Raw genomic sequence first — 23,636 nt, forward strand, 5'->3', positions numbered from 1 at the left:
TCAATCCTCGTAAGCCTGCAGGCCCGAGATCTCGCGGCCTCCGGCGCGACGCTTAAGCATCGGCACCAGCTCGCCCATCAAGGCCAGCTCTTTCTGCGTGCGGGCTTTCCAGCCCAGCTCCAGCGGGGCGAGCAGTTCGGTGAGTTGTTCGCCGTCGAAGATGCGGCGGTCAAGTACGGCATCCACGAAGCTTTGCAGGGCCGTGGCGGGCAGGCTGTGGCGGGCGGCGAGTTCGTTCAGCTCACGGGCAGCCTGCACGGCTTTGAATTGCTGGTAGCCGGTGCGGATGGCGCGCTCGTCCAGGCCTTCGCCGGCCGTAAGGCCCCGTACGTATTCGGTGATGAGGTCGCGTTCGTCGATGAACTTGGCGTCGCCCGCGATGAGGCTGATCAGTTGATCGCGGCTCATGGTGGCCTTGCCGGGCTTCTTGGTGGAGAAGTCGGCGATGAGCTTCATGATGTAGTCGTAATCAATCGTCGCGGAGGCAAAAAGCACGAACTCGAAATCGAGCTGTGCCATTTCTTCGTTTTGGGCTTCGCCCTCGCGGTCGCCAGCGCGCGCACGTTCGTCGCGCAGGCGCTTGGCGGTTTCGAGGTACTGGCCACGGAAGGCGTTGAGTTCATCGCGGGGCAGGATGGTCTCGATGGTGTTTGCCTGCTCGGGGGTAAGGTCAGTGTATTGGTCGAGCTGGGTCTGCAGTTTCTGCACATCCTTGAAGGCCTTGACGAAGCCAACGCGGGCTTCGTCGCCCATGAGTTTGGCGACGTCTTCGGGCTTGCCTGCAAGCCCGTGCGCCTGCATGAAGCTTTGCAGGGCCAACTTGGCTTCCTGCAGCTTCTCGATGACCACGGGAGCCTTGTCCACCAGCCAGATTTCGCGTGCGCGCGCTTCGTCCTTCTTGCCAGAGAAGAGCGCGATGGCGGCATCGACCGCATCCTGCTGACCCCGGAAGTCGAGGATGTGGCCGTAGGGCTTGGTGTCGTTGAGCACGCGGTTGGTGCGGCTGAAGGCCTGGATGAGGCCGTGGTGCTTGAGGTTCTTGTCAACGTAGAGGGTGTTCAGGTACTTGCTGTCGAAGCCGGTGAGCAGCATATCGACGACGATGGTGATGTCGATCTTGTGTTGTGCAGCGGCGGGATTGGCTTTACGCAGGTCGGCATCGGGCCATTGCTGGTCTTTGATGCGTTGCTGCACGTCCTGGTAATAGAGGTCGAATTCCTCGATGCGGTGGTTGCTGCCGAAACGCGCGTTGTAGCTGGCGATGATGTCGCCAAGCGCGGCCTTCTTGGCGTCCGGTTCCTGTTGGTTGTCCGCCAGTTCGGTGGGTAGGTCTTCTTGCAGCTGGCGCACGTCGGCACTCACGTCGCTGGGCGGTGAAAACACGGCGGCGATACTGAGCGGCACGAAGCTGGCATCGGCCTTCTGTTTTTCGTCCTGTATTTCCTTGAATAGGCCGTGATACTCGATGGCGTCGTTGATGGATGCCGTAGCAAAGATGGCGTTAAACTTGCGCCCGCCGGTGGCGGCATCGTGCTTGGCGAGGATGGCCTCGACGATGGCGCGCTTGGCGATGGTCTCGCCCTGCTTGGGTGGGTTCTTGCCATCGGGCTTGAAGTAGTCGACGTGAAACTTCAAGACATTGCGGTCTTCAATCGCGTGGGTGATGGTGTATTCGTGCAGGGACTGCTGGAAAAGGTCTTCCGTGGTTTTGAGTGTTTTCTCTTCACCCGTGATCTGCTTGATGGCCGAGTTTTCCGAAAAGATCGGCGTGCCGGTAAAGCCGAAGAGCTGGGCCTTGGGGAAGAACTCTTTGATGGTCTGGTGGTTCTCGCCAAACTGCGAGCGGTGGCATTCATCGAAAATGAAGACGATGCGCTTGTCACGCATGGCTTCGAGTTGGTCGGCATAGGTGGCAAGGCCACGTTTCTCGCGGCTCTTGTTGCGCTTGCTGTTTTCGTTCAGCGCCAGGCCCAGCTTCTGGATGGTGCAGACGATGACCTTGTCGGCCGCGTCGTCAGACAGCAGGCGGCGGACCAGCTCGCCGGTGTTGGTGTTGCTCTCGACGCAGCCTTCCTGAAAGCGGTTGAATTCCTCGCGGGTCTGCCGGTCGAGGTCTTTGCGGTCGACCACGAACAAGCATTTTTCGATATTCGGATTGGCCTTGAGCAGCGTAGAGGCCTTGAAGCTGGTGAGCGTTTTGCCGCTGCCGGTGGTGTGCCAGATGTAGCCGTTGCCGCTGTTCTCTTCGATGCACTTGACGATGTTTTTTACGGCGTAGATTTGGTAGGGCCGCATCATCAAAAGCTTCTGCTCGCTGGCGACCAGCACCATGTAGCGGCTGATCATCTGGCCGAGCGTACATTTGGCGAGGAAGGCTTCGGCAAACTCATCAAGCCCGTTGATCTTGCCGTTATCAGGCGCAGCGAATTGGTAGATGGGCAGGAAGCGCTCGTCAGTGTTGAAGCTGAAGTGCCGTGCGTTGTTATTGGCGAAGTAGTAGGTGGAGTGCTGGTTGCTGACGACAAAGATTTGCATAAAGCACAACAGCGTGCGCGTAAATCCGTTGCCGGGGTCGTTCTTGTATTCGACGATCTGCTCGATGGCGCGGCGCGGGTTGATGCCAAGTGTCTTGAGTTCGATCTGTACCACGGGCACGCCGTTGATCAGCAGAATGACATCGAAGCGGTGGTGGCTGTAGTCGGTACTGATGCGCAGTTGGTTGACAACTTCGAAGCTGTTCTTGCACCAGTCTTCAATGTTCACCAGCGTGTAGTTTAGGGGAGTGCCGTCTTCCCGGATGAAACTGTTGCGCGTGCGAAGGGTTTGCGCGGCAGTGAACACATCTGGTGTAACGATCTCTTCGAGCAGGCGGGCAAACTCGTCGTCGGTGAGTTTGACACGGTTGAGTTGCTGGAATTTATCGCGAAAATTAACTTCAAGAGCGGCGCGATCTCGGATGTCCGGACGGTAGGTGTATTTAAGCTCACCCAGCTTGGCGATGAAATTGTGCTCGATCTGGTTTTCGGTTGTAGTCATCTGCCGCTACTAAATTTAGGTTAGTGTCGAATAATGAACCAAACCTACTGAGAGTTGAAAAAAGCCTACGAATGCAGGCTCTTTTCATTATCTGTGTCAGAAGTTTTTCACCAACTTGGCACAGTTTTCACTTTCTGTGTCACCCGGCAAACATTACACGTCGATGTTCTGCGCCCGCAGGGCATTGCTTTCGATGAAGTTGCGGCGGGGTTCCACCAGTTCGCCCATGAGGGTGGTGAAGACTTCGTCGGCGCCGATGGCGTCGTCGATGCCGACCCGCAGCAGGCGGCGGACGTTGGGGTCCATGGTGGTTTCCCACAGCTGCTCGGGGTTCATTTCGCCCAGACCTTTGTAGCGCTGCTTGCTGATGCCCTTTTCCACTTCGTTGAGCAGCCAGGTCATGGTGCTGGCGAAGTCGGCGACGGCCATCTTCTTCTCGCCGCGCTGGATCAGGCCGCCGGGGCCGAAGAGGCCGTTGAGCAGTTCGGCGGTCTTGCGCAGCTGCAGGTAGTCGCCGGAGCGCAGGAAGTCTTCGTCGATGCTGCTGACCTTGCGGTTGCCGTGGTGCATCTTTTCCATGCGCACCTGCCAGCTTTCCTGGGCTTCGTTGTAGTGGGCGAAGACGTCGATGCCGTCGCTGGACACCTTGGCCAGCAGGGCGGCGCTGGCCTTGGCGGCGGCTTCGTCGTCTAGCTTCAGCTCCAGGTTGTGGTGCACCAGGGCGTGCAGCACTTCTGGGTTGATGTGGTTGGAGAGGCGGTTGATGACGGCCTCGGCCAGCAGGTATTCCCGGGCCAGGGATTCGAGGGCCGCGCCGCTGATGGGCTCGGCGCCGGCCCGGGGCAGCAGCTCGGTGCCTTCCATGGCCATCTGCAGCAGGAACTGCTGGTATTCGTGGTCGTCCTTCAGGTAGCGCTCGGTCTTGCCGTGCTTGACCTTGTACAGGGGCGGCTGGGCGATGTAGATGTGGCCGCGCTCCACCAGCTCGGGCATCTGCCGGTAGAAGAAGGTGAGCAGCAGGGTGCGGATGTGGGCGCCGTCCACGTCGGCATCGGTCATGATGATGATGCGGTGGTAGCGCAGCTTCTCCGGCTTGTATTCGTCCTTGCCGATGCCGGTGCCGAGGGCGGTGATGAGGGTGGCGATTTCCTGGCTGGAGATGAGCTTGTCGAAGCGGGCCTTTTCCACGTTGAGAATCTTGCCCTTGAGGGGCAGGATCGCCTGGAACTTGCGGTCCCGGCCCTGCTTGGCGGAGCCGCCGGCGGAGTCGCCCTCCACCAGGTACAGTTCGCACTGGGTGGGGTCCTTCTCCTGGCAGTCGGCCAGTTTGCCGGGCAGGCCGACGCCGTCCAGGATGCCCTTGCGGCGGGTCATTTCGCGGGCCTTGCGGGCCGCGTCCCGGGCGCGGGCGGCTTCGACGATCTTGCCGCAGATGGTCTTGGCATCCACCGGGCGTTCCAGCAGGAATTCGGTGAGCTTGGCGGCCACCACTTCTTCCACCGCCGGACGGGCTTCGGAAGAGACCAGCTTCATCTTGGTCTGGGAGGCGAACTTGGGATCGGGCATCTTCACCGAGAGAACGCAGGCCAGGCCTTCGCGCATGTCGTCGCCGGTGATTTCCACCTTGGCCTTCTTGGCGATCTCATTCTCTTCGATGTACTTGTTGATGATGCGGGTCATGGCTGCCCGCAGGCCGGTGAGGTGGGTGCCGCCGTCAGACTGGGGAATGTTGTTGGTGAAGCACAGCACCTGTTCCTGGTAGGAGTCGTTCCACTGCATGGCCACTTCGACGCCGATGGTGACGCCGGTGTCGCCGACCTTGGCTTCGCCGGCGGAGTAAAAGATGCTGGGATGCAGGACGGACTTGGTGCGGTTGATGTACTCGACGAAGCTCTGTACGCCGCCGGCAAAGGCGAACAGCTCTTCCTTGCCGTTGCGCTGGTCCACCAGGCGGATGCTGACGCCGTTGTTGAGGAAGGACAGTTCGCGCAGGCGCTTGGCCAGGATTTCGTAGTGGAATTCCACGGTGCCGAAGATTTCGTCGTCGGCCAGGAAGTGCACTTCGGTACCGCGCTTGTCGGTATCGCCCAGCACCTTCAGGGGGGAAACTTCAAAGCCGTCGCGCACTTCGATGACGCGCTCCACCGGGACGCCCCGGTTGAACTCGATGAAGTGGCGCTTGCCGTCGCGACGGATGGTCAGGCGCAGCCACTTGGAGAGGGCGTTCACGCAGGAGACGCCGACGCCGTGCAGACCGCCGGAAACCTTGTAGGAGTTCTGGTTGAACTTGCCGCCGGCGTGCAGTTCGGTGAGGGCGATTTCGGCAGCGGAGCGCTTCGGCTCGTGCTTGTCGTCCATCTTCACGCCGGTGGGAATGCCGCGGCCGTTGTCGGTGACGGAGATGGAGTTGTCGGCGTGGATGGTGACGGTGATGTCGTCGCAATGGCCGGCCAGGGCTTCGTCGATGGAGTTGTCCACCACTTCGAAGACCAGGTGGTGCAGGCCGGTGCCGTCGGAAGTGTCGCCAATGTACATCCCCGGGCGCTTGCGCACGGCCTCCAGGCCTTCAAGGATCTGGATGCTGGATTCGCCGTAGGCCGGTGAGGCTTCCTGCGGGTTGTTCATTTGCGGGTTTTCTTCGCTCATTGTTCCTGTTCCACTTAAAACTGCAAAAGGTCCGCCGGGCGGCGGACCTTAGATCACGGCGTTCGGCGGCGATCAGATGCGCATGGGCATGACGACGTACTTGAAGCGGTCGTTGCCCGGCACGGTGATGAGGGCGCTGGAATTGGCGTCGTTGAAATTGAGGGTGACGGTGTCGCTGCTGACGTTGTTCAGCACGTCGAGCACGTAGCCGACGTTGAAGCCCACATCCAGGGAGTCGCCGGCGTATTCCACTTCCAGCTCTTCCTGGGCTTCTTCCTGCTCGGCGTTGGCGGCCATGACCTTGAGGCTGTTGCCCTGGAGTACCAGGCGCACGCCGCGGAACTTCTCGTTGGTCAGGATGGCGGCGCGGACCATGGACTGCAGCAGGGCGGTGCGGCCCAGCTCCAGGCTGTTCTTCAGGGTGGCGGGAATGACGCGCTCGTAGTCGGGGAACTTGCCGTCGATCAGCTTGGACACCAGCACCACGTTGCCGAAGGCGAAACGCACCTGGTTGGCGGAGAGGGTGATTTCCAGGGCCTCGTCGGAATCGGCCAGCAGGCGGTTCAGTTCGAGCACGGTCTTGCGCGGCAGGATCAGTTCCTGGCGGGGCAGCTCGGCTTCGATCTCCATGCTGGCGAAGGCCAGGCGGTGGCCGTCGGTGGCCACGGCGCGCAGTTCCTTGCCTTCGGTCAGCAGCAGCAGGCCGTTCAGGTAGTAGCGCACGTCCTGGGCGGCCATGGCGTACTGGGTCTGGGCCAGGAGCTGGCGGAACTGCTTTTGGGTGACGGAGAAGCGCTTGGCGTCGTCGTTGCCGATGGCCATGCGGGGGAAGTCGTCGGCGGGCAGGGTCTGCAGGGTGAAGCGGCTCTTGCCGCCGCGCACCAGCAGGCGCTTTTCTTCCAGCACCAGGCTGACTTCCGTGCCTTCGGGCAGGGAGCGCAGGATGTCCTGCAGCTTGCGGGCGCCGACGGTGACGGCACCGTCGCCTTCACCGCCTTCGGCGGCGGCGCTGGTGGTGATCTGGATTTCAATGTCGGTGGCCAGGAAGGTCAGGGCATCGCCCTTCTTTTCCAGCAGCACGTTCGACAGGATGGGCAGGGTGTGCCGCTTCTCCACAATGCCGGAGACCGATTGCAGCGGCGAAAGCAGCGTGTCGCGTTGGGTCTTGATTAGAAGCATAGAGATCAATCCTTAAAAGATAGTAGCGGCGCCAACTCTGTGGATAACTCGCGTTGATCCGATTATTGCAGAAGCCTGTGTTGCGAAAACCTGTTGCCTCCGGCTGCCCGCGAAAAAGGGCGGGTCACCGGGTGAAGCCTGGGAAAATAGGGGCTGCCCACGGCGAAACCTCGATTATCCACATTTCATCCCGGGAAAAAACCCGGGGCACGACATAACTGCAGGCTTTTCAGCCTTTCAGGACCTGCAGCAGCACGTGCAGGTCGTGGTTCAGTTCGTTGTCCTTGGCCCGCAGGGTGTCGATGGTGCGGACCGCATGCAATACCGTGGTGTGGTCCCGGCCTCCGAAGGCATCCCCGATCATGGGGTAGCTGTGGGGGGTCAGGTCCTTGGCCAGCCACATGGCCACCTGGCGCGGCCGGGCGATGGCCCGGGTGCGCTTCTTGGAATAGAGGTCGGCCACCTTGATTTTGTAGTACTCGGCCACGGTCTTCTGGATGTTCTCCACCGTGATCTGCCGGTTGAAGGCGCCGATGACGTCCTTCAGCGCGTCCTTGGCCAGATCCAGGGCGATCTCACGGCCGTGGAAGAGGGAATAGGCCAGCACCTTCTTCAGGGCCCCTTCCAGCTCCCGCACATTGGAGCGCAGGTGCTTGGCGATGAAGAAGGCCACTTCGTCGTCCAGGGCCACGCCCTCGGCTTCGGCCTTCTTCTTCAGGATGGCCACCCGCATTTCCGTCTCGGGCGGCTCGATCTGCACCGTCAGGCCCCAGTCGAAGCGTGTCACCAGGCGGTCGTCGAGGCCGTTGATGTCCTTCGGATAGGTGTCGCAGGTGATGATGATCTGCTTCTTGGCTTCGGTGAGGGCGTTGAAGACGAAGAAGAACTCTTCCTGGGTGCGGTTCTTGCCGTTGAAGAACTGCACGTCGTCCACCAGCAGCACGTCCAGGGACTTGTAATAGCGCTTGAAGACGTCGAAGGATTTCTGCTGGTAGGCCCGTACCACGTCCGAGTAGTAGTCCTCGGCGTGCACGTAGCGCACCACCTTGTCCGGATCGGCTTGCAGGATGGCGTTGCCGATGGCGTGGATGACGTGGGTCTTGCCCAGGCCGACGCCGCCGTAGATGAACAGGGGGTTGTAGGAGACGCCCGGATTCTGGGCCACCTGCATGGCGGCAGCCCGGGCCAGGTCGTTGGCCTTGCCCACCACCAGATTGTCGAAAGTGAAGCCGGGAATCAGCCGGGTCTTCTCGTAGCTGCTTTGGGGGCCGTTATTGCGGCGGGCGGCGGGCGCCGGTGCCGGTGCCGGGGCGGCGGCAGGTGCCGGGGCCATGATCCGGGGGGCGGCGGCGGGAATCTCGGCGGGCGCGGCTGCCGGCGCCGTGGGCCGGGCCACCGCCACGGCGGTGCGGCCGCCGCCGATGCCCAGGCTGATGGCGACAGGGGCGGAGAAGTGGCTGTGGGCCAGCTCCTCGATGCGGGACAGGTAGCGCTCCTTCACCCACTTCAGGATGAAGCCGTTGGGCGCGAGCAGGCGCAGGCCTTCGGCGAGGTTGTCCTCGCCTTCCAGCCGCAGGGGCTTGATCCAGGTGTTGAATTGCTGGGGCGGCAGTTCTTGTTCGAACTGGCTCAGACAGATTGACCAGAAACCGCTCATTACCTCAACCACTCGGAAACCGGACGCCGGGGGCGCCCCGTCAGCCGGGGACAAGTCCGGTTCGGAGGCCGCAGCCCCCGGGCCGGCAGGATGGGGCCCCGCAGGGCCCGACCCGGAAAATAAAAAAGCCTACGCTTCAATAGGCTGGGAACGGGGCACAGGCCAGGGCCGTGCCGCCGGGAATCGCGTGCTCCGGAAAAGACGGCAGCGGGCTTGTTGCATTTTTACAATGGCGCTGCCGGCCAGAGCGAAGGCGCATTTTAGCCTGTCTGGGAAAAGTTATCCACAGGCCGGGGCGAATTTTCCCGGGGCGGCCAATCGTTTTGTTCTTGACAGCCCGGGGGTTAACCCATTCTAATTGCGCGTTTATCTTTCCCCAAGCATCAAGGACTTAAGACATGAAGCGCACTTACCAACCCTCCGTCGTCCGTCGCAAGCGTACCCACGGCTTCCTGGTCCGCATGAAGACCAAGGGTGGCCGCGCCGTCATCCGCGCCCGCCGCGCCAAGGGCCGCAAGCGTCTGGCCGTTTGATCGGACCTGACCTGCCCGGTAGCTCCGGGGAGGTGACGCCGGTGTCTGACGAGTCTCGACTCCAGGCCCCCCAGCGCTTTCCCTTCCCCAAGCGCTACCGCTTGACCAAAACGGATGAGTTTTCATCCGTTTTTGGTTTTCGGAGGGCCATAAAAGGCCCTTACTTCCTCCTGCACTGGCGTCTTTGCAGTCCGGAGGAGGCCCGACAGGGCGCCCGCCTGGGCCTGGTGGTCGGCAAGAAGCTGTGCCGTGCCTCCGTCGGCCGCAACCGGGTGAAGCGCCTGGCCCGGGAAGCCTTCCGCCTGCAGCGGCAGGATTTCCCGGCGGTGGATTTGATCCTGCGTCTGGGAGTTTCCCTGGACAAGGCCAAGCCACGGCCGAGCAAGGCGGAAATGGCGGCCGAGATCGCCGGCCTGTTGCGGCGCCTCAGCCGTCGCCTGGCGGAACCCCGGGATGCCGGCAACCCGCCGCCCGCCGCAAACCCGGCAGCACCGGAGCCTCGGTAATGAAACGACTCAGAGCCCTCAGCATCATGCCGTTCCTGCTGCTGTTGCGCGTCTACAAATACGCCATCAGCCCCATGCTGGGTCGTAATTGTCGTTTCGAACCGAGCTGTTCCGACTATACTGCCGAGGCTCTGAAGAAGCACGGCGTGATCAAGGGGCTGTGGTTGGGCTCGCGGCGGCTGCTGCGCTGCCATCCCTTCCATCCCGGCGGTTACGATCCGGTGCCCTAAGTGGCTGCGCCACGCCGCGCCATGAATTCCAAAACCTGCAATCGATAGGCTGTGCATGGATAACCGTCGCCTGTTCCTGTTCCTGATCTTCGCCGTCTCCATCATCATGTTGTGGGACGCCTGGGTGAAACATAACCAGCCCAAGGATGTGCCGGCCACCGCCGCGGCCACCCAGGCCGGGGCCGCACCCGCTCCCTCCGCCACGCTGCAGTCCGGCGCTGCCGCCGTTGCCGCAGCCGTCGCCGCACCGGCGCCGGTCAAGGCCGAGACCGTCACCATCACCACCGACCTGATGGTGGCCGACATCTCCACCCAGGGCGGCGATCTGGTGCGTCTCGAACTGCCCGGCTACAAGTCGGCCACCGACGAGAGCAAGCCCTTCCAGCTGTTCGGCGAGGACCACCGCTACAGCGCCCAGAGCGGCCTGATCGGCGACGGCCTGCCGACCCACAAGACCATGTTCAAGGTGCTGCCCGGCCCCCGCGAGATGGGCGACAGCAAGGAACTGCAGGTGCGCCTGGAAGCCGTGACCGACGGCGTCAAGGTGACCAAGGTCTATACCTTCCGCAAGGGCTCCTTCCTGGTGGATGTGGGTTATGAAATCCACAACGGCAGTGCCAAGGCCATCGCCCCCCACGCCTACTTCCAGCTGGCCCGGGACGACAAGGCACCGGCCGGCGAGTCCTCCATGGTCAGCGTCTATACCGGCCCGGCCCTGTATACCGAGCAGGACAAATTCCACAAGCTGGCCTTCTCCGACATCGAGAAGGGCAAGGCCAAGGTGCCCCAGAACGCCGACAACGGCTGGGTGGCCATGGTGCAGCACTACTTCGTTTCCGCCTTCGTGCCCCAGGGCAAGTCGCCCCGCGAATTCTTCGTGCGCAAGGTGGAAGCTCCGGCCGACGGCAAGCCCGGCGTCTATTCCGCCGGCGTCATCGTGCCCGTGGCCCAGGTGGAAGCCGGTGCCCAGGGCAGCGTCAGCGTGCCCCTCTTCGCCGGTCCCCAGATCCAGTCCCAGCTCAAGCAGGTCGCCGAAGGCCTGGACCTGGTGGTGGACTACGGCTGGCTGACCGTCATCGCCGCGCCCATCTTCTGGGCCCTGGAGTGGATTCACAAGCTGGTGGGCAACTGGGGCTGGGCCATCGTGGTCCTGACCATCGCCCTGAAGCTGATCTTCTTCCCCCTCTCCGCCGCTTCCTACAAGTCCATGGCCAAGATGCGCCAGGTGACGCCGCGCCTGCAGCACATCAAGGAGCACTTCGCCGACGACCGCCAGCGCATGAACCAGGAGATGATGGATCTGTACCGCAAGGAAAAGATCAATCCCCTCGGCGGCTGTCTGCCCATCCTGATCCAGATTCCCGTGTTCATCGCCCTCTACTGGGTGCTGCTGGGCGCCGTGGAAATGCGCAACGCGCCGTGGGTCGGCTGGATTCACGACCTCTCCGCCCAGGACCCGTTCTACATCCTGCCGGTGATCATGATCGCCACCATGGTGATCCAGACCCGTCTCAACCCGACCCCGCCGGACCCCATCCAGGCCAAGGTCATGATGATGATGCCCTTCGTCTTCGGCTTCATGTTCTTCTTCTTCCCGGCCGGCCTGGTGCTGTACTGGGTGGTGAACAACGTGCTGTCCATCGCCCAGCAGTGGCAGATCACCCGCATGATCGAGGCTGGCGGCAAGGCGGCCAACGACGCCAAGGCCTGATGTCCGCGAAAAGGCCGCCTGAGGGCGGCCTTTTTTTCGTTAACGCTCCGGAATCCTCCCCGCCATGATGCCCCGCACCGACACCATCGCCGCCATTGCCACCGCTCCCGGCCGGGGTGGCGTCGGGGTCGTACGCATCTCCGGCAACGGCCTGCTGCCCCTGGCCGAACAGCTCACGGGCAGGCTGCCCCGGCCGCGCCATGCCACCCTGGCCGACTTCCGTGCTGCCGACGGCAGTGTCATCGACAGCGGCCTGCTGCTCTACTTCCCCAACCCGTCCTCCTTCACCGGCGAGGACGTGCTGGAACTGCAGGGCCACGGCGGCCCGGTGGTGCTGCAGATGCTGCTGGCCCGCTGCCTGGATCTGGGCGCCCGCCTGGCCGAGCCCGGCGAGTTCACCCGCCGCGCCTTCCTCAACGGCAAGCTGGACCTGGCCCAGGCCGAAGCCGTGGCCGACCTCATCGACGCCACCACCCAGGCCGCCGCCCGCAGCGCCGTGCGCTCCCTGCAGGGAGAGTTCTCCCGGGAGATCCGCGTCCTCACCGACGAGCTGATCGAACTGCGGGCCCTGACCGAGGCCACCCTGGACTTTCCCGAGGAGGAGATCGACTTCCTCAAGGCAGCCAACGCCTTCGGCCGCCTGGACAGCCTGGCGGCCAGGCTGGAGGCGGTGTTCGACCGGGCCCGCCAGGGCCGCCTGCTGCAGAACGGCCTGCACGTGGTGCTGGCCGGCCAGCCCAACGTGGGCAAGTCCAGCCTGCTCAACGGCCTGGCCGGCGACGAACTGGCCATCGTCACCCCCATCGCCGGCACCACCCGGGACGTGGTGCGGGGCAACCTGCAGATCGAGGGCATCCCGCTCCACGTCATCGACACCGCCGGCCTGCGGGAGACGGAGGACGAGGTGGAGCGCCTGGGCATCGAGCGCACCTGGCGCGAGATCGAGAAGGCCGATGTGCTGGTGCTGCTGGCCGATGCCCGGGAAGGCATCGCCCATGGGGAGGAGGCCATCCTCAGGCGTCTGCCGCCGGACCTGCCGCGCATCACCGTCTACAACAAGATCGACCTCACCGACCGGGTGCCGGAGCGCCATGAGGAGCCGGAAGGAGGGGAGGGCTGCGTCGCCATTTCCCTTTCCGCCAAGAGCGGCGCCGGCCTCGACCTGCTGCGCCGGGAGCTGCTGCGCATCGCCGGCTGGCACGAGGCGGAAGACGTCTTCATCGCCCGGGAGCGCCACCTGCGGGCCCTGGCTGCCGCCCAGGAGCACCTGCAGCTGTCGCGCCAGCGCCTGCCGGCCCTGGAGCTTTTTGCCGAGGAACTGCGTCTGGCCCAGAACGCCCTCTGCGACATCACCGGCGAGTTCACCGCCGACGACCTGCTCGGCGAAATCTTCGGCCGCTTCTGCATCGGCAAGTAGGCCCCCCGCCGGGCCAACCCCGGTGGCATTTTTCCTGGTCTAGAATGGGTTTTTCCCATTCCCAGCCGGAGGTGCTGCCGTGGCCATGCGTCTTTCTTCCCTCTCCCCCGCCGTCCTGGTCCTCTCCCTGGGGGCGGCGCACCTGCCGGCGGTCGCGGCCCCGGTCAGTTACGAAATGAATCTGCGTACCCTGTCCGGCCTCGGAGCCGGCGGCATGGGCGGGGTCATGGGCATGATGTTCGGCAGCAAGCCCGGCGCCAGCCGCAGCATGGACCTGCGCCTGACCAACCCGGCCGACCTGCCGCCCGACTACAGTGCCAGCCACCAGGTGCCCGAAACCATGGGCATCGGCCCCCTGCTGCCCCTCAAGGGCGAGCGGCGCAGCGGCGGCCAGGGCGGCGGCAGCGATGGCGAGGCCGATGGCCGGGTACTCATCTACTGGGGCTGTGGTCCGGCCGTGGCCAAGGGCCAGCCCGAGATCCTGGATTTCCGCACCATGGCGGGCAAGGTCTCGCCCGAGGTGATGGCCATGGCCCGCCAGGGCCGCAGCATGGGCAAGGGCGGCCCGGGCGCCGGGGCGGACGGCCTGCCGCCCCGCTCCCTGCACTGGCCCGCCGGTGACCGGGACTTCAAGGGCCTGCCCGACGGTGCCTCGGCGGTGGGCGAGCATGTGGTCAAGGCCAGCTTCCTGACGCCGGACATCCGCTTCACCCTGGGGGCGGCCATGGATTTCCTCGAGCCCATCAACCTCAAGGCCGGCAATACCAACCTGCGCGGCGCCGTTCCCCTGAGCTGGGACGCTTCCTCCCGGGTGCGGGGCTACGATCTCAACGCCGTGGCCGCCAACGGCGACAAGGAGGTGGTGCTGTGGCTGGCGGCCCGCAACAAGAGCCCCATGCTGCCGGGCAGCCAGCGCGAATGCACGGTGCCGGAAGGCATTTTCGCCAAGGCCGAGATGGCCATGGTCTCCGCTGTGGCCCACGGGCCGAGCCAGGGCTTTGCCTATCCGCCGCAGAAGCCGGCGGAGAAGAAGCCCCTGGTGTGGAGCGCGGTGGTGCGGGTGACCGGCTACGACAGCCTGGCCCTGGGCCTGGAGCAGGCGGCCGGTGACGCGGCGGTGGAGTCGGCGGCTCCGGCCGGTGTCGGGGGGCTGCTGAAGGGCATCTTCGGCCGCTGATCCCGGGCGGGGGTGCCGCGGGACGCCCTTTCCGGGCCCCCACCGGCGCCCCCGGGCCGGCGCCATCCTCCTCCGGCGCCCGCTCTTCCCCTGGGGGGAGGGGGCCGGGTATGATCCGCCGCTGGGTGTGAGCCCCCGCCGTCCCGGCGGTACTAATATAAAAAACGCAGTGGAGGAGTCATGAAACTGAACGCCCTGGTGGCGGCATTGCTGCCGCTCGCCTGTATTTCCCTATCCCGTCCCGCCCTGGCCGACCTCAATGTCGGCATCACCCTCTCCGCCACCGGTCCGGCGGCATCCCTGGGCATTCCCGAGAAAAACACCGTGGCCCTGCTGCCGGCCAGCATCGGCGGGCAGAAGGTCAATTACATCGTCCTCGACGATGCCTCGGACACCACGGCGGCGGTGAAAAACGCCAAGAAGCTGATCGGCGAGCACAAGGTGGATCTCATCATCGGCTCCACCACCACGCCCAACTCCCTGGCCATGATCGACACCGTGGCCGAAGCGGAGACGCCCATGATCGCCATGGCCGCCTCGGCCCGCATCGTCGAGCCCATGGACGAGAAGCGCAAGTGGGTGTTCAAGACGCCCCAGAACGACGCCCAGATGTCCACCGCCATCGTCGAGCACATGACCAGCAACAACGTTAAGACGGTGGCCTACATCGGCTTTGCCGACGCCTACGGCGAAGGCTGGTACGGCGAGTTCGCCAAGGTGGCGGAGGTGCGCAAACTGGCCCTGGTGGGCAACGAGCGCTTCAACCGGGCCGACACCTCGGTTACCGGCCAGGTGCTGAAGCTGCTCGCCGCCAAGCCCGACGCCATCCTCATCGGCGCCGCCGGCACCCCGGCGGCCCTGCCCCAGAAGGCCCTGCGGGAGCGGGGCTACAAGGGGCCGATCTACCAGACCCACGGCGTCGCCAACAACGACTTCCTGCGGGTCGGCGGCAAGGAGGTGGAGGGCACCCTGCTGCCCAGCGGCCCGGTGCTGGTGGCGGCCCAGCTGCCCAACGACAACCCGGTGAAGAAGTCGGCGGTGGAGTACGTGGGCAAGTACGAGGCGGTGCACGGCAAGGGCAGCGTCACCGCCTTCGGCGGCTATGCCTGGGATGCGGGCCTGCTGCTGGCCCAGGCCGTGCCGGCGGCCCTGAAGAAGGCCCAGCCGGGCAGCAAGGAATTCCGCAAGGCCCTGCGCGACGCCCTGGAGGCGAGCCGCAACGTGGCCGGCGCCCACGGGGTGTACAACATGAGCGCCCAGGACCACCTGGGGCTGGACCAGCGGGCCCGGGTCATGGTCACCATTCAGGACGGAGCCTGGAAGCTGGTCAAGTAGTCGCAGGACAACATCACTGGGAGAACGCACCATGCAAGGAAGCTGGAGTATTCCCGGGGCCAGGTTGGGCGCATCGCTGCTCGGCCTGTCCCTGTTGTTCGCAGCACCCGCCCGGGCCGACCTCAACGTCGGCATCAGCGTCTCGGCCACCGGCCCGGCGGCGTCCCTGGGCATTCCCGAGAAGAACAGCGTGGCCCTGCTGCCGGCCAGCATCGGCGGGCACAAGGTCAATTACATCGTCCTCGACGATGCCTCGGACACCACGGCGGCGGTGAAGAATGCGCGCAAGCTGATCGCCGAGCACCGGGTGGACGTCATCGTCGGTTCCACCACCAGCCCCAATTCCCTGGCCATGATCGACGCGGTGGCGGAGGGCGAGACGCCCATGCTGGCCCTGGCCGCCTCCAGCCGCATCGTCGAGCCCATGGACGAGAAGCGGCGCTGGGTCTTCAAGCTGGCCCAAAACGATGCCCACATGGCCACCGCCCTGGTGGAAAGCATGACCAGCCAGCAGGTGCGCAGCGTCGCCTACATCGGCTTTGCCGACGCCTACGGCGAGGGCTGGTTCAACGAGTTCGCCAAGATCGCCGAGGCGCGCAAGCTGCGGCTGGTGGCCAACGAGCGCTTCAGCCGCAGCGACACCTCGGTCACCGGCCAGGTGCTGAAGGTGCTGGCGGCCAGGCCGGACGCGGTGCTCATCGGCGGCGCCGGCACACCCGCGGCCCTGCCCCAGAAGACCCTTAGGGAGCGGGGTTACAAGGGCCTGATCTACCAGACCCACGGCGTCGCCAACAGCGACTTCCTGCGGGTCGGCGGCAAGGAGGTTGAAGGGACTTTGCTGCCGGCGGGGCCGGTGCTGGTGGCGGCCCAATTGCCGGCGGACAACCCGATCCGCAAGGTGGCCCTGGACTATGTGGGGCGCTACGAGGCGGTGCACGGCAAGGGCAGCGTCTCCACCTTCGGCGCCCACGTCTGGGATGCGGGCCTGCTGCTGCAGCACGCCGTGCCCCTGGCCCTGAAGAAGGCCCAGCCGGGCAGCCCGGAATTCCGCAAGGCCCTGCGCGAGGCCCTGGAAAACACCCGGGACGTGGTGGGCTGCCACGGGGTGTACAACATGGGGCCGACGGACCATCTGGGCTTCGACCAGCGGGCCCGGGTCATGGTCAGGATCGACAACGGCGCCTGGAAGCTGCAGCCCTAGGGCCGCCCCCGGCAAGAGAAAAGGCCCGGGCCGCCGAGGGGCGGCACCGGGCCTTTTTCATGTACCCCTGCCAGGAGGCAGGCAGGATGCGGCTGGCGGGGCAGGGATGGCGGAAACAGCCGTCCCTATTGCCTTCCAGGCCGATGCCTCAGGCGGTCTTGTTCCCGCCCAGGCCCAGGTAGGTTTCGATCACCCGGGGGTCGTCGGCCAGTTCGTGACTGGGGCCTTCCAGGGAGACCTCGCCGGTTTCCAGCACGTAGCCGTAGTCGGCCACCTGCAGGGCGGCCCGGGCGTTCTGTTCCACCAGCAGGATGGAGACGCCGGTCTGCTTCAGCTCGGCAACGATGCGGAAGATTTCCTTGATGATGAGGGGGGCGAGGCCCAGGGAAGGCTCGTCCAGCATCAGCAGTTTCGGCTTGGCCATCAGGGCCCGGCCCATGGCCAGCATCTGGCGCTCGCCGCCGGACAGGGTGCCGGCAGCCTGGGTACGCCGCTCCTTGAGGCGGGGGAAGAGGGCGAACACCTCCTCCATGGTCTGGGCGTGGTCCCGCAGGCCGCTGCGGTAGCGGTGGAAGGCGCCCAGCAGCAGGTTGTCCTCCACGCTCATCTCGGCGAACAGCTCCCGCTTTTCCGGCACCAGGGTCAGGCCCTGGCCGACCCGCTCTTCCACTTCCACATGGGCATCGAGATTGTGGCCGACGTAGGCCACCTCGCCCCGGTAGGGCAAGAGGCCCATCAGGGCGGAGAGCAGGGTGGTCTTGCCGGCGCCGTTGGGGCCGATGACGGTGACGATCTCGCCCTCGCGGATGCGCAGGCTGACCTTGTGCAGGGCTTCCACCTTGCCGTAGGCAACGCACAGGTCGCTCACTTCCAGCACGGGCTTGGGTTCGTGCGCGGCGTTCATCATTCCACTCCCCCCAGGTAGGCTTCCAGCACCGCCGGGTTTTTCTGGATTTCCTCCGGCAGGCCCTCGGCCAGCTTTTCGCCGAATTCCATGACCACCACCCGGTCGGCCAGGCCCATGACGAAGTCCATGTCGTGCTCCACCAGCAGGATGCCCATGCCTTCGCCGCGCAGCTTGCGCAGCAGTTCGGCCAGGGCCTGCTTTTCCAGGTAGCGCAGGCCGGCGGCGGGCTCGTCCAGCAGCAGCAGGCAGGGATCGGCGGCCAGGGCCCGGGCGATCTCGACGATGCGCTGCTTGCCCAGGGCCAGGCTGCCGGCGGCGTCGAACATGTGTTCGGCCAGGCCCACGCGCTCGATCTGGCGCGCCGCTTCGGCCAGCAGACGGGCCTCTTCGGCCCGCTCCAGGCGCAGGCCGGCGGCCAGGTAGTTGTGGCGGCCCCGCAAATGGGCGCCGATGGCCACGTTCTCCAGCACCGTCATGCCCGAGAGCAGGCGCACGTGCTGGAAGGTGCGGGAGAGGCCGAGGCGGGCGATGTCCCGGGCCTCCAGGCCGGCCACCGGCTGGCCGAGGAAGCTGATGCGGCCTTCGCTGGGCGGATTGACGCCGGAAATACAGTTGAACATGGTGCTCTTGCCGGCGCCGTTGGGGCCAATCAGAGCCATCACCTCGCCGGCCTGCACCGTCAGGGCCATGTCCTTGTTCGCCACCAGGCCGCCGAAGCGCTTGGTGACGCCCTCGGCCTGCAGCAGCACGGTGCCGGCGGCAGGCATCTGGCGCCGCGGCAGGGGCTCGGCGGCGGCCACGGCGTGGCGCTCCTGCTTTTGCGCCGGCACCAGGCGGGCGATGGCCGGCCACAGGCCGTTGCGGGCCCGGTGCAGGACGAAAATCATCATCAGGCCGAAGACGATCACCTCGAAGTTGCCGCTCTGGCCCAGCAGTTCCGGCAGCAGGTCCTGCAGCCACTGCTTGAGCACGGTGATGAGGCCGGCGCCGACCACGGCGCCCCAGACGTGGGCGACGCCGCCGATCACCGCCATGAAGAGGAATTCCACCCCCTGGTTGATGGAGAACGGGGTGGGATTCACGAAGCGCTGCAGGTGGGCGTAAAGCCAGCCGGAGACGCAGGCATAGAGCGCCGCCACGGTGAAGATGACGATCTTGGAGCGGGCCGTGTTCACGCCCATGGCCTCGGCCATGACGGTGCCGCCCTTGAGGGCGCGGATGGCCCGGCCTTCCCGGGAATCCAGCAGGTTGCGGGTGGCCAGCATGGCCCCCAGCAGCACCACCCAGATCAGGTAGAAGAAGCTGCGGCTGTCCTTCAGTTCCAGGCCGAACAGGGACACGGCGGGGATGCCGGTCATGCCGGTGTGGCCCCCCAGCCATTCCAGGTTGCCGAAGAGGAAGTAGAGGCTGATGCCCCAGGCGATGGTGCCCAGGGGCAGGAAGTGGCCCGACAGGCGCAGGGTGATGAACCCCAGGCAGAGGGCAAAGGCCAGGGTCAGGCCCAGGCCGGCCAGCAGGGTCAGCCAGGGAGAGACACCGTAGGCCGTGGTCAGGTAGGCCGTGGTGTAGGCGCCGAGGCCGACGAAGGCGGCCTGGCCGAAGGAGGTGAGGCCGCCGACGCCGGTGAGCAGCACCAGGCCCAGGGCTACCAGGCCGTAGAGGCCGATGTAGTTGAGCAGGGTGACGTGGAACTCCGGCAGCCACAGGGGGCCGGTGACGAGGAAGAGCAGGAAGGCGGCCAGGATGGCCCGGGCCGGGGAGAGTTTGGCGGACATCATTCCTCCTCCTCCTCGACGTGGTGGGAGGTGAGGGAGCGCCACACCAGCACCGGGATGATGAGGGTGAACACGATCACTTCCTTGAAGGCGCTGGCGTAGAAGGAGGAGTAGGACTCCAGCAGGCCCACCAGCACGGCGCCGAGGGCGGCCACGGGATAGGAGGCGAGGCCGCCGATGATGGCGCCAACGAAGCCCTTCAGGCCGATGAGGAAGCCCGAGTCGTAGTAGAGGGTGGTCATGGGCGACACCAGCACGCCGGAGAGGGCGCCGATGAAGGCGGCCAGGCCCAGGGACAGCTTGCCGGCCATGGTGGTGGAGATGCCCATCAGGCGGGCGCCGGTGCGGTTGAGGGCGGTGGCGCGCAGGGCCTTGCCGTACACCGTGCGCTCGAACAGCACGTAGAGCACGGCGATGAGGGCGGCGGAGGCGAACAGGATCCACAGGGTCTGGTGCTGCAGCAGCAGGGGGCCGATTTCCAGGGCACCGTCGGAGAAGGGCTGGGTGCGGAAGCCTTCGGCGCCGAAGAAGACCAGGCCCAGGCCGATCAGGGTCATGTGCAGGGCCACGGCGACGATCAGCAGTACCAGGGAGGAGGCTTCGGCGATGGGCTGGAACACCAGGCGGTAGAGCAGGGGGCCCAGGGGCACGACGATGCCCAGGGTGAGCAGGATCTGCAGGGGCAGGGCGAGGGCCGCCAGGGCCTCCGCCTCCAGGCCGGAGATCAGGCCCAGCAGCACCAGGGGCAGGCCCAGGTTGCCGAGGACGATGCGGGGCAGGCGCTTCAGGTTGCCGCTCTTGAGGGCCAGGCCGCCGTCGATCAGGACCACGGCGACGCCGAGGATGACGGCCAGCCACACCGTTCCCGGCAGCTTGCCGGCCTGGATGGCGGCCAGGGTGAGGGCGCCGTAGGCGACGAATTCGCCCTGGGGCAGAAAGATCACCCGGGTGACGGCGAACACCAGCACCAGGGCCAGGGCCAGCAGGGCGTAGATGGCGCCGTTGGTGAGGCCGTCCTGGCCCAGGAGCAGAAGAATTTGCAGATCCATGAGTGCTTTCAACGCCGCGGCCCCGGGGGAAGCCCGGGGCCGGCGTTTGGCTGGGTAATACGGTTAGGCGTTCAGCGGTTTACTTGATCAGCTTCCAGGTGCCGTTCTCGACCTTCACCATGACCCGGGCGCGCTGGTCGAAGCCCTGGTGATCCTGGGCCGTCATGTTGAAGATGCCGTGGGCGGCGGGCAGGTTCTTGCTGCCTTCGATGGCGTCGCGCAGGGCCTTGCGGAACTCCTTGGTGCCGGGCTGGGCCTTCTTCAGGGCGGCGGGAATGGCGTTGCTCAGCAGCACGCCCGCATCCCAGGCATGGCCGCCGAAGGAGCTGATGCTGCCCTTGCCGTGCACGCCCTCGTACTTCTTCACGTATTCCAGGGCGGACTTCTTCACCGGGTTGTCGTTGGGCAACTGCTCGGCCACCATCATGGGGCCCACGGGCAGCAGGGCGCCTTCCACGTCCTTGCCGCCGACCCGCAGGAAGTCCGCATTGGCGACGCCGTGGGTCTGGTAGATGGCGCCCTTGTAGCCCTTCTCCTTCAGGGTCTTCTGCGGCAGCACGGCCGGGGTGCCGGCGGCGCCCACCAGCACGGCATCGGGCTTGGCGGCGAGAATCTTCAGGGTCTGGCCGGTGACCGAGGTGTCGTTGCGCTGGTAGCTCTCGTTGGCCACGATCTTGATCTTGCGGGCCTCGGCGATCTTGGCGAATTCCTTGAACCAGCCCTGGCCGTAGGCGTCGGCGAAGCCGATGAAGGCGACGCTGTGCACATTGTTGTTGGTCATGTGCTCGACGATGGCGGTGGCCATGTGGGCGTCGTTCTGGGCGGACTTGAAGACCCAGTGGCGCTTGGCGTCCATGGGCTCGACGACGATGGCGGAGCCGGCCATGGAGATCATGGGGGTCTCGTTTTCCACGGCCACGTCCATCATGGCCAGGGAGCTGGGCGTGGTGGAGGAGCCGATGACCAGGTCCACCTTGTTTTCGCTGATCAGCTTCTTGATGTTCTTCACCGCGGTGGTGGAGTCGGTGGCGTCGTCGAGGACGATGTAGTTCACCTTTTGGCCGGCCACGGTGGTGGGCAGCAGGGCGATGGAGTTCTTTTCCGGAATGCCGAGGGAGGCGGCGGGGCCGGTGGCGGCCAGGGAGACGCCCACATTGATGTCGGCCCAGGCAGGAACGGCGGCCAAACCGGTGGCCAGGGGAAGCAGGGCGGCGATCAGGGTTTTGCGGGACATCGTGGGTCCTTCCGGGGTTGAGAAAAGCCGCAAATGATACCAAAAAGCCCCTGGGATCAGGGGCCTGAGCGGGTTTTCCCCAAGCTGTCCCGTACGGCGCCGGGCCGGGCCGGCGACGCCGGATCAGCTGTCCGTATCGACCTGAACCCCGTATTTGCGGGCCACCCGCTGGTACATGTCGCGCCCGGATATGACGCGGGGGTCGTCCGGGGAGCGGCTGCGGGCCTTTTCCAGATAGCGGTGGGCCCGCTCCGCCAGTTCCGGCTGCCAGCCCTTCTGGTCCATCAGGGTGTAGATGGACTTGGCTGCATTGACCAGGAACTGCAGGTTGGGCACCCGCTCCGCCGCCTCGATCAGCAGCTGCACCGAGCCGTCGAAATCGCCGCTGCGGGCGGCCAGCACGCCCTGGTTGTTGATCTGGATGATCTCCCGGGAGACGTCCTCGAGCAGGGCCTTGCCCGCCTCGGCGTTGCCGGTCTTCTCGAAGACGCCCTGGATGTGGGCCAGCACGCCCCGGTCCTCGTTGTTCTCCGCCGCCACCTGGCGCAGCAGGCTCTGGGCGTCCGCCTCCTTGCCGTTGGCCATGCAGGCATGGGCCAGGTCCACCGCCACCTTCTGCGACAGGGGGCGCTTCTCCTCCATCTTGCCCTCGGCCACCAGGACCTTGTGCAGCTCCATGGCGGCGGCAATGCTGCGGGCCGCCTTGTCCGGCGCCCCTTCCTTGGTCTGCACCAGGCTGTCGATGACCAGGGAGGCCAGCTCCCCCTGCTTGTCGCCGCGCCAGTCCCGGCGCAGGTCCTGGGCCACCAGCTTGGCGCCGGCCACATTGCCCTTCTCCAGCATGACCCGGGACAGGTTGGCGTAGTCGTCGATGCTGCGCAGGGAAGAGCCCCGGGCCCGGCTGAGCACCGTGTTGTAGGCCCGCTCGGCCGCTTCCAGGTCGTTGTTGCGCACCGCCATGTCGCCCACCGCCCGCTGGCGCATGGTGTTGTTGGGGGAAATGGCGGCGGCGGCCTGCAGGGCCTGCTGGGCACCGGTGGAGTCGCCCTTTTCCTCCCGCAGCCTGGCCAGGAAGTCGAAGGCGGCCAGGTATTCGGGGAAATCCTGCACCAGGGCCTCGAGCTGGGTCACGGCCTCGTCCACCCGCCCCTGGCCGTGCACCGCCACGGCCACGCCCATGCGGGCCCAGGCCAGATCCTTCTGTTCCAGCATCTGGCGGTAGGCGGCCTCCGCCTCGACATAGCGGCCCAGGCTGTTGAGCAGGTCGGCCTGCAGGTGGCGGGCGTCGTGCTGGTACTGGGGGTATTGCTGGATGATGTCGTCGCAGGCGGTGACGGCGTCCTCGTAGCGGCTGCGCTCGACGTTGCGGTAGGCCTGGTGGAAGACGAACTTCTTGTACAGGGCCCGGGCCAGGCGCTGCTGAAGCTGCTCGCCGGTGAAGGGCTTGATCAGGTAGTCGTCCGGCGCCAGCTCGGCCACCGACACCACGTTCTTGTAGGCCCGCTCCCCGGTCACCACCATGAACAGGGTGGACAGGGAAATGAGGCGCTTGTAGCGCAGCTCCTCCAGCAGCTGCTGGCCGTCGCGGCCGTCCTCCAGCTGGTAGTCGGAGAGGATGATGTCGTAGCTGCTGCTCTTCACCAGGCGCAGCACCTCGGTGGCCGAGCCGACCCCCTGGACGCTGGTGATGCCGATGGTGGACAGCATCATGCGCATGGCGTTGCGGGCGTCCGGGTGGCGGTCCACCACCAGCACCTTCTTGTTCTTCAGTTCGCCCTGGAGTTTGTAGAGTTGTTGGGCGGCGAGTTCGTTGGCGTCCATGGTTGCGCTTGGCATTGATTTTGGCGGAAGTTACGTCAATTCCCGACTCCGCGGCAAGGGAATTCCTGACAAGGCCCCGGGCCAGTCTGCCGGTGGCGCTCCGGGAGCCGTGCCGGCAGGCTGCCGAAGCAATGCCGGAAACGTGCCGGCGGGCTCCGCCGGTTCGGGCGAAAACTGTTAAGTTTCATGGAACTGGCGTATCATTCGAGCCCCTTTGCCCTA

General features: G+C 65.4%; 17 protein-coding genes. 8 read left to right on the plus strand and 9 right to left on the minus strand.

The window, feature by feature from the left end:
• From AZSP09_RS12075 to dnaA, 4 genes are all read right to left on the minus strand, one after another.
• Positions 1 to 3,036: a type I restriction endonuclease subunit R gene (locus tag AZSP09_RS12075; protein WP_152090185.1), complete on the minus strand. Its 3,036-nt coding sequence runs from the start codon at positions 3,034 to 3,036 to the stop codon at positions 1 to 3.
• 153 nt (positions 3,037 to 3,189) lie between these two features.
• Positions 3,190 to 5,682 (minus strand): DNA topoisomerase (ATP-hydrolyzing) subunit B, encoded by a 2,493-nt coding sequence (gene gyrB / locus AZSP09_RS12080; RefSeq protein WP_152090186.1) that lies wholly within the window; start codon positions 5,680 to 5,682, stop codon positions 3,190 to 3,192.
• Positions 5,683 to 5,754: 72 nt separating this feature from the next.
• Positions 5,755 to 6,861 (minus strand): DNA polymerase III subunit beta, encoded by a 1,107-nt coding sequence (gene dnaN / locus AZSP09_RS12085; protein WP_152090187.1) that lies wholly within the window; start codon positions 6,859 to 6,861, stop codon positions 5,755 to 5,757.
• A gap of 229 nt (positions 6,862 to 7,090) precedes the next feature.
• Positions 7,091 to 8,518 (minus strand): chromosomal replication initiator protein DnaA, encoded by a 1,428-nt coding sequence (gene dnaA / locus AZSP09_RS12090; protein WP_152090188.1) that lies wholly within the window; start codon positions 8,516 to 8,518, stop codon positions 7,091 to 7,093.
• 398 nt (positions 8,519 to 8,916) lie between these two features.
• Here dnaA and rpmH point away from each other — a divergent pair, with 398 nt between their 5' ends.
• The 8 genes from rpmH (at position 8,917) to AZSP09_RS12130 (ending at position 16,628) form a co-directional block, all read left to right on the plus strand.
• Positions 8,917 to 9,051, plus strand: a complete 135-nt coding sequence (gene rpmH / locus AZSP09_RS12095) for a 50S ribosomal protein L34 (protein ID WP_014235940.1) — start codon at positions 8,917 to 8,919, stop codon at positions 9,049 to 9,051.
• Positions 9,052 to 9,092: 41 nt separating this feature from the next.
• Positions 9,093 to 9,557, plus strand: a complete 465-nt coding sequence (gene rnpA / locus AZSP09_RS12100; RefSeq protein ID WP_014235941.1) for a ribonuclease P protein component — start codon at positions 9,093 to 9,095, stop codon at positions 9,555 to 9,557.
• Positions 9,557 to 9,787, plus strand: a complete 231-nt coding sequence (yidD, locus tag AZSP09_RS12105; RefSeq protein ID WP_014235942.1) for a membrane protein insertion efficiency factor YidD — start codon at positions 9,557 to 9,559, stop codon at positions 9,785 to 9,787. The genes rnpA and yidD overlap by 1 nt, the downstream gene beginning before the upstream one ends.
• Positions 9,788 to 9,842: 55 nt before the next feature.
• Positions 9,843 to 11,498 carry a membrane protein insertase YidC gene (yidC, locus tag AZSP09_RS12110; RefSeq protein ID WP_014235943.1) on the plus strand — a complete coding sequence of 552 codons (1,656 nt, stop codon included), beginning with the start codon at positions 9,843 to 9,845 and terminating at the stop codon, positions 11,496 to 11,498.
• Between the two features lie 64 nt (positions 11,499 to 11,562).
• Positions 11,563 to 12,915 carry a tRNA uridine-5-carboxymethylaminomethyl(34) synthesis GTPase MnmE gene (gene mnmE, locus AZSP09_RS12115; RefSeq protein ID WP_152090189.1) on the plus strand — a complete coding sequence of 451 codons (1,353 nt, stop codon included), beginning with the start codon at positions 11,563 to 11,565 and terminating at the stop codon, positions 12,913 to 12,915.
• Between the two features lie 85 nt (positions 12,916 to 13,000).
• On the plus strand, positions 13,001 to 14,092 hold the full coding sequence (locus AZSP09_RS12120) for a hypothetical protein (RefSeq protein ID WP_232058898.1): 1,092 nt from the start codon (positions 13,001 to 13,003) through the stop codon (positions 14,090 to 14,092).
• A gap of 180 nt (positions 14,093 to 14,272) precedes the next feature.
• On the plus strand, positions 14,273 to 15,427 hold the full coding sequence (locus tag AZSP09_RS12125) for an ABC transporter substrate-binding protein (protein WP_130459609.1): 1,155 nt from the start codon (positions 14,273 to 14,275) through the stop codon (positions 15,425 to 15,427).
• 31 nt (positions 15,428 to 15,458) lie between these two features.
• A complete protein-coding gene (locus AZSP09_RS12130) occupies positions 15,459 to 16,628 on the plus strand; it encodes an ABC transporter substrate-binding protein (RefSeq protein WP_014235947.1) in 1,170 nt (389 codons plus the stop codon).
• Between the two features lie 148 nt (positions 16,629 to 16,776).
• Here the strand turns inward: AZSP09_RS12130 and AZSP09_RS12135 are convergent, their stop codons facing one another.
• From AZSP09_RS12135 to AZSP09_RS12155, 5 genes are all read right to left on the minus strand, one after another.
• Positions 16,777 to 17,532, minus strand: coding sequence for an ABC transporter ATP-binding protein (locus AZSP09_RS12135; protein WP_152090892.1), 756 nt, complete (start codon positions 17,530 to 17,532; stop codon positions 16,777 to 16,779).
• A complete protein-coding gene (locus AZSP09_RS12140) occupies positions 17,532 to 19,310 on the minus strand; it encodes a branched-chain amino acid ABC transporter ATP-binding protein/permease (protein WP_412784076.1) in 1,779 nt (592 codons plus the stop codon). Before AZSP09_RS12140 ends, AZSP09_RS12135 begins: the two co-directional genes overlap by 1 nt.
• Entirely contained in the window at positions 19,310 to 20,359 is a 1,050-nt protein-coding gene (locus tag AZSP09_RS12145; protein WP_152090191.1) for a branched-chain amino acid ABC transporter permease, read from the minus strand. Before AZSP09_RS12145 ends, AZSP09_RS12140 begins: the two co-directional genes overlap by 1 nt.
• 79 nt (positions 20,360 to 20,438) lie before the next feature.
• A complete protein-coding gene (locus AZSP09_RS12150) occupies positions 20,439 to 21,593 on the minus strand; it encodes an ABC transporter substrate-binding protein (RefSeq protein WP_152090192.1) in 1,155 nt (384 codons plus the stop codon).
• A gap of 123 nt (positions 21,594 to 21,716) precedes the next feature.
• Complete coding sequence (locus tag AZSP09_RS12155) at positions 21,717 to 23,414, minus strand: tetratricopeptide repeat-containing response regulator (RefSeq protein WP_130459605.1); 1,698 nt, start codon at positions 23,412 to 23,414, stop codon at positions 21,717 to 21,719.
• Between the last annotated feature and the right edge of the window lie 222 nt (positions 23,415 to 23,636).

This window comes from Azospira sp. I09 (assembly GCF_009177135.1).
GTDB lineage: Bacteria > Pseudomonadota > Gammaproteobacteria > Burkholderiales > Rhodocyclaceae > Azospira > Azospira oryzae.

Coding starts and splice junctions, on each gene's coding strand:
- AZSP09_RS12075 (WP_152090185.1), bottom strand. CDS start 3,036: ATGACTACAACCGAAAACCAGATCGAGCACAATTTCATCGCCAAGCTG.
- gyrB (WP_152090186.1), bottom strand. CDS start 5,682: ATGAGCGAAGAAAACCCGCAAATGAACAACCCGCAGGAAGCCTCACCG.
- dnaN (WP_152090187.1), bottom strand. CDS start 6,861: ATGCTTCTAATCAAGACCCAACGCGACACGCTGCTTTCGCCGCTGCAA.
- dnaA (WP_152090188.1), bottom strand. CDS start 8,518: ATGAGCGGTTTCTGGTCAATCTGTCTGAGCCAGTTCGAACAAGAACTG.
- rpmH (WP_014235940.1), top strand. CDS start 8,917: ATGAAGCGCACTTACCAACCCTCCGTCGTCCGTCGCAAGCGTACCCAC.
- yidD (WP_014235942.1), top strand. CDS start 9,557: ATGAAACGACTCAGAGCCCTCAGCATCATGCCGTTCCTGCTGCTGTTG.
- yidC (WP_014235943.1), top strand. CDS start 9,843: ATGGATAACCGTCGCCTGTTCCTGTTCCTGATCTTCGCCGTCTCCATC.
- mnmE (WP_152090189.1), top strand. CDS start 11,563: ATGATGCCCCGCACCGACACCATCGCCGCCATTGCCACCGCTCCCGGC.
- AZSP09_RS12120 (WP_232058898.1), top strand. CDS start 13,001: ATGCGTCTTTCTTCCCTCTCCCCCGCCGTCCTGGTCCTCTCCCTGGGG.
- AZSP09_RS12125 (WP_130459609.1), top strand. CDS start 14,273: ATGAAACTGAACGCCCTGGTGGCGGCATTGCTGCCGCTCGCCTGTATT.
- AZSP09_RS12130 (WP_014235947.1), top strand. CDS start 15,459: ATGCAAGGAAGCTGGAGTATTCCCGGGGCCAGGTTGGGCGCATCGCTG.
- AZSP09_RS12135 (WP_152090892.1), bottom strand. CDS start 17,532: ATGAACGCCGCGCACGAACCCAAGCCCGTGCTGGAAGTGAGCGACCTG.
- AZSP09_RS12140 (WP_412784076.1), bottom strand. CDS start 19,310: ATGTCCGCCAAACTCTCCCCGGCCCGGGCCATCCTGGCCGCCTTCCTG.
- AZSP09_RS12145 (WP_152090191.1), bottom strand. CDS start 20,359: ATGGATCTGCAAATTCTTCTGCTCCTGGGCCAGGACGGCCTCACCAAC.
- AZSP09_RS12150 (WP_152090192.1), bottom strand. CDS start 21,593: ATGTCCCGCAAAACCCTGATCGCCGCCCTGCTTCCCCTGGCCACCGGT.
- AZSP09_RS12155 (WP_130459605.1), bottom strand. CDS start 23,414: ATGGACGCCAACGAACTCGCCGCCCAACAACTCTACAAACTCCAGGGC.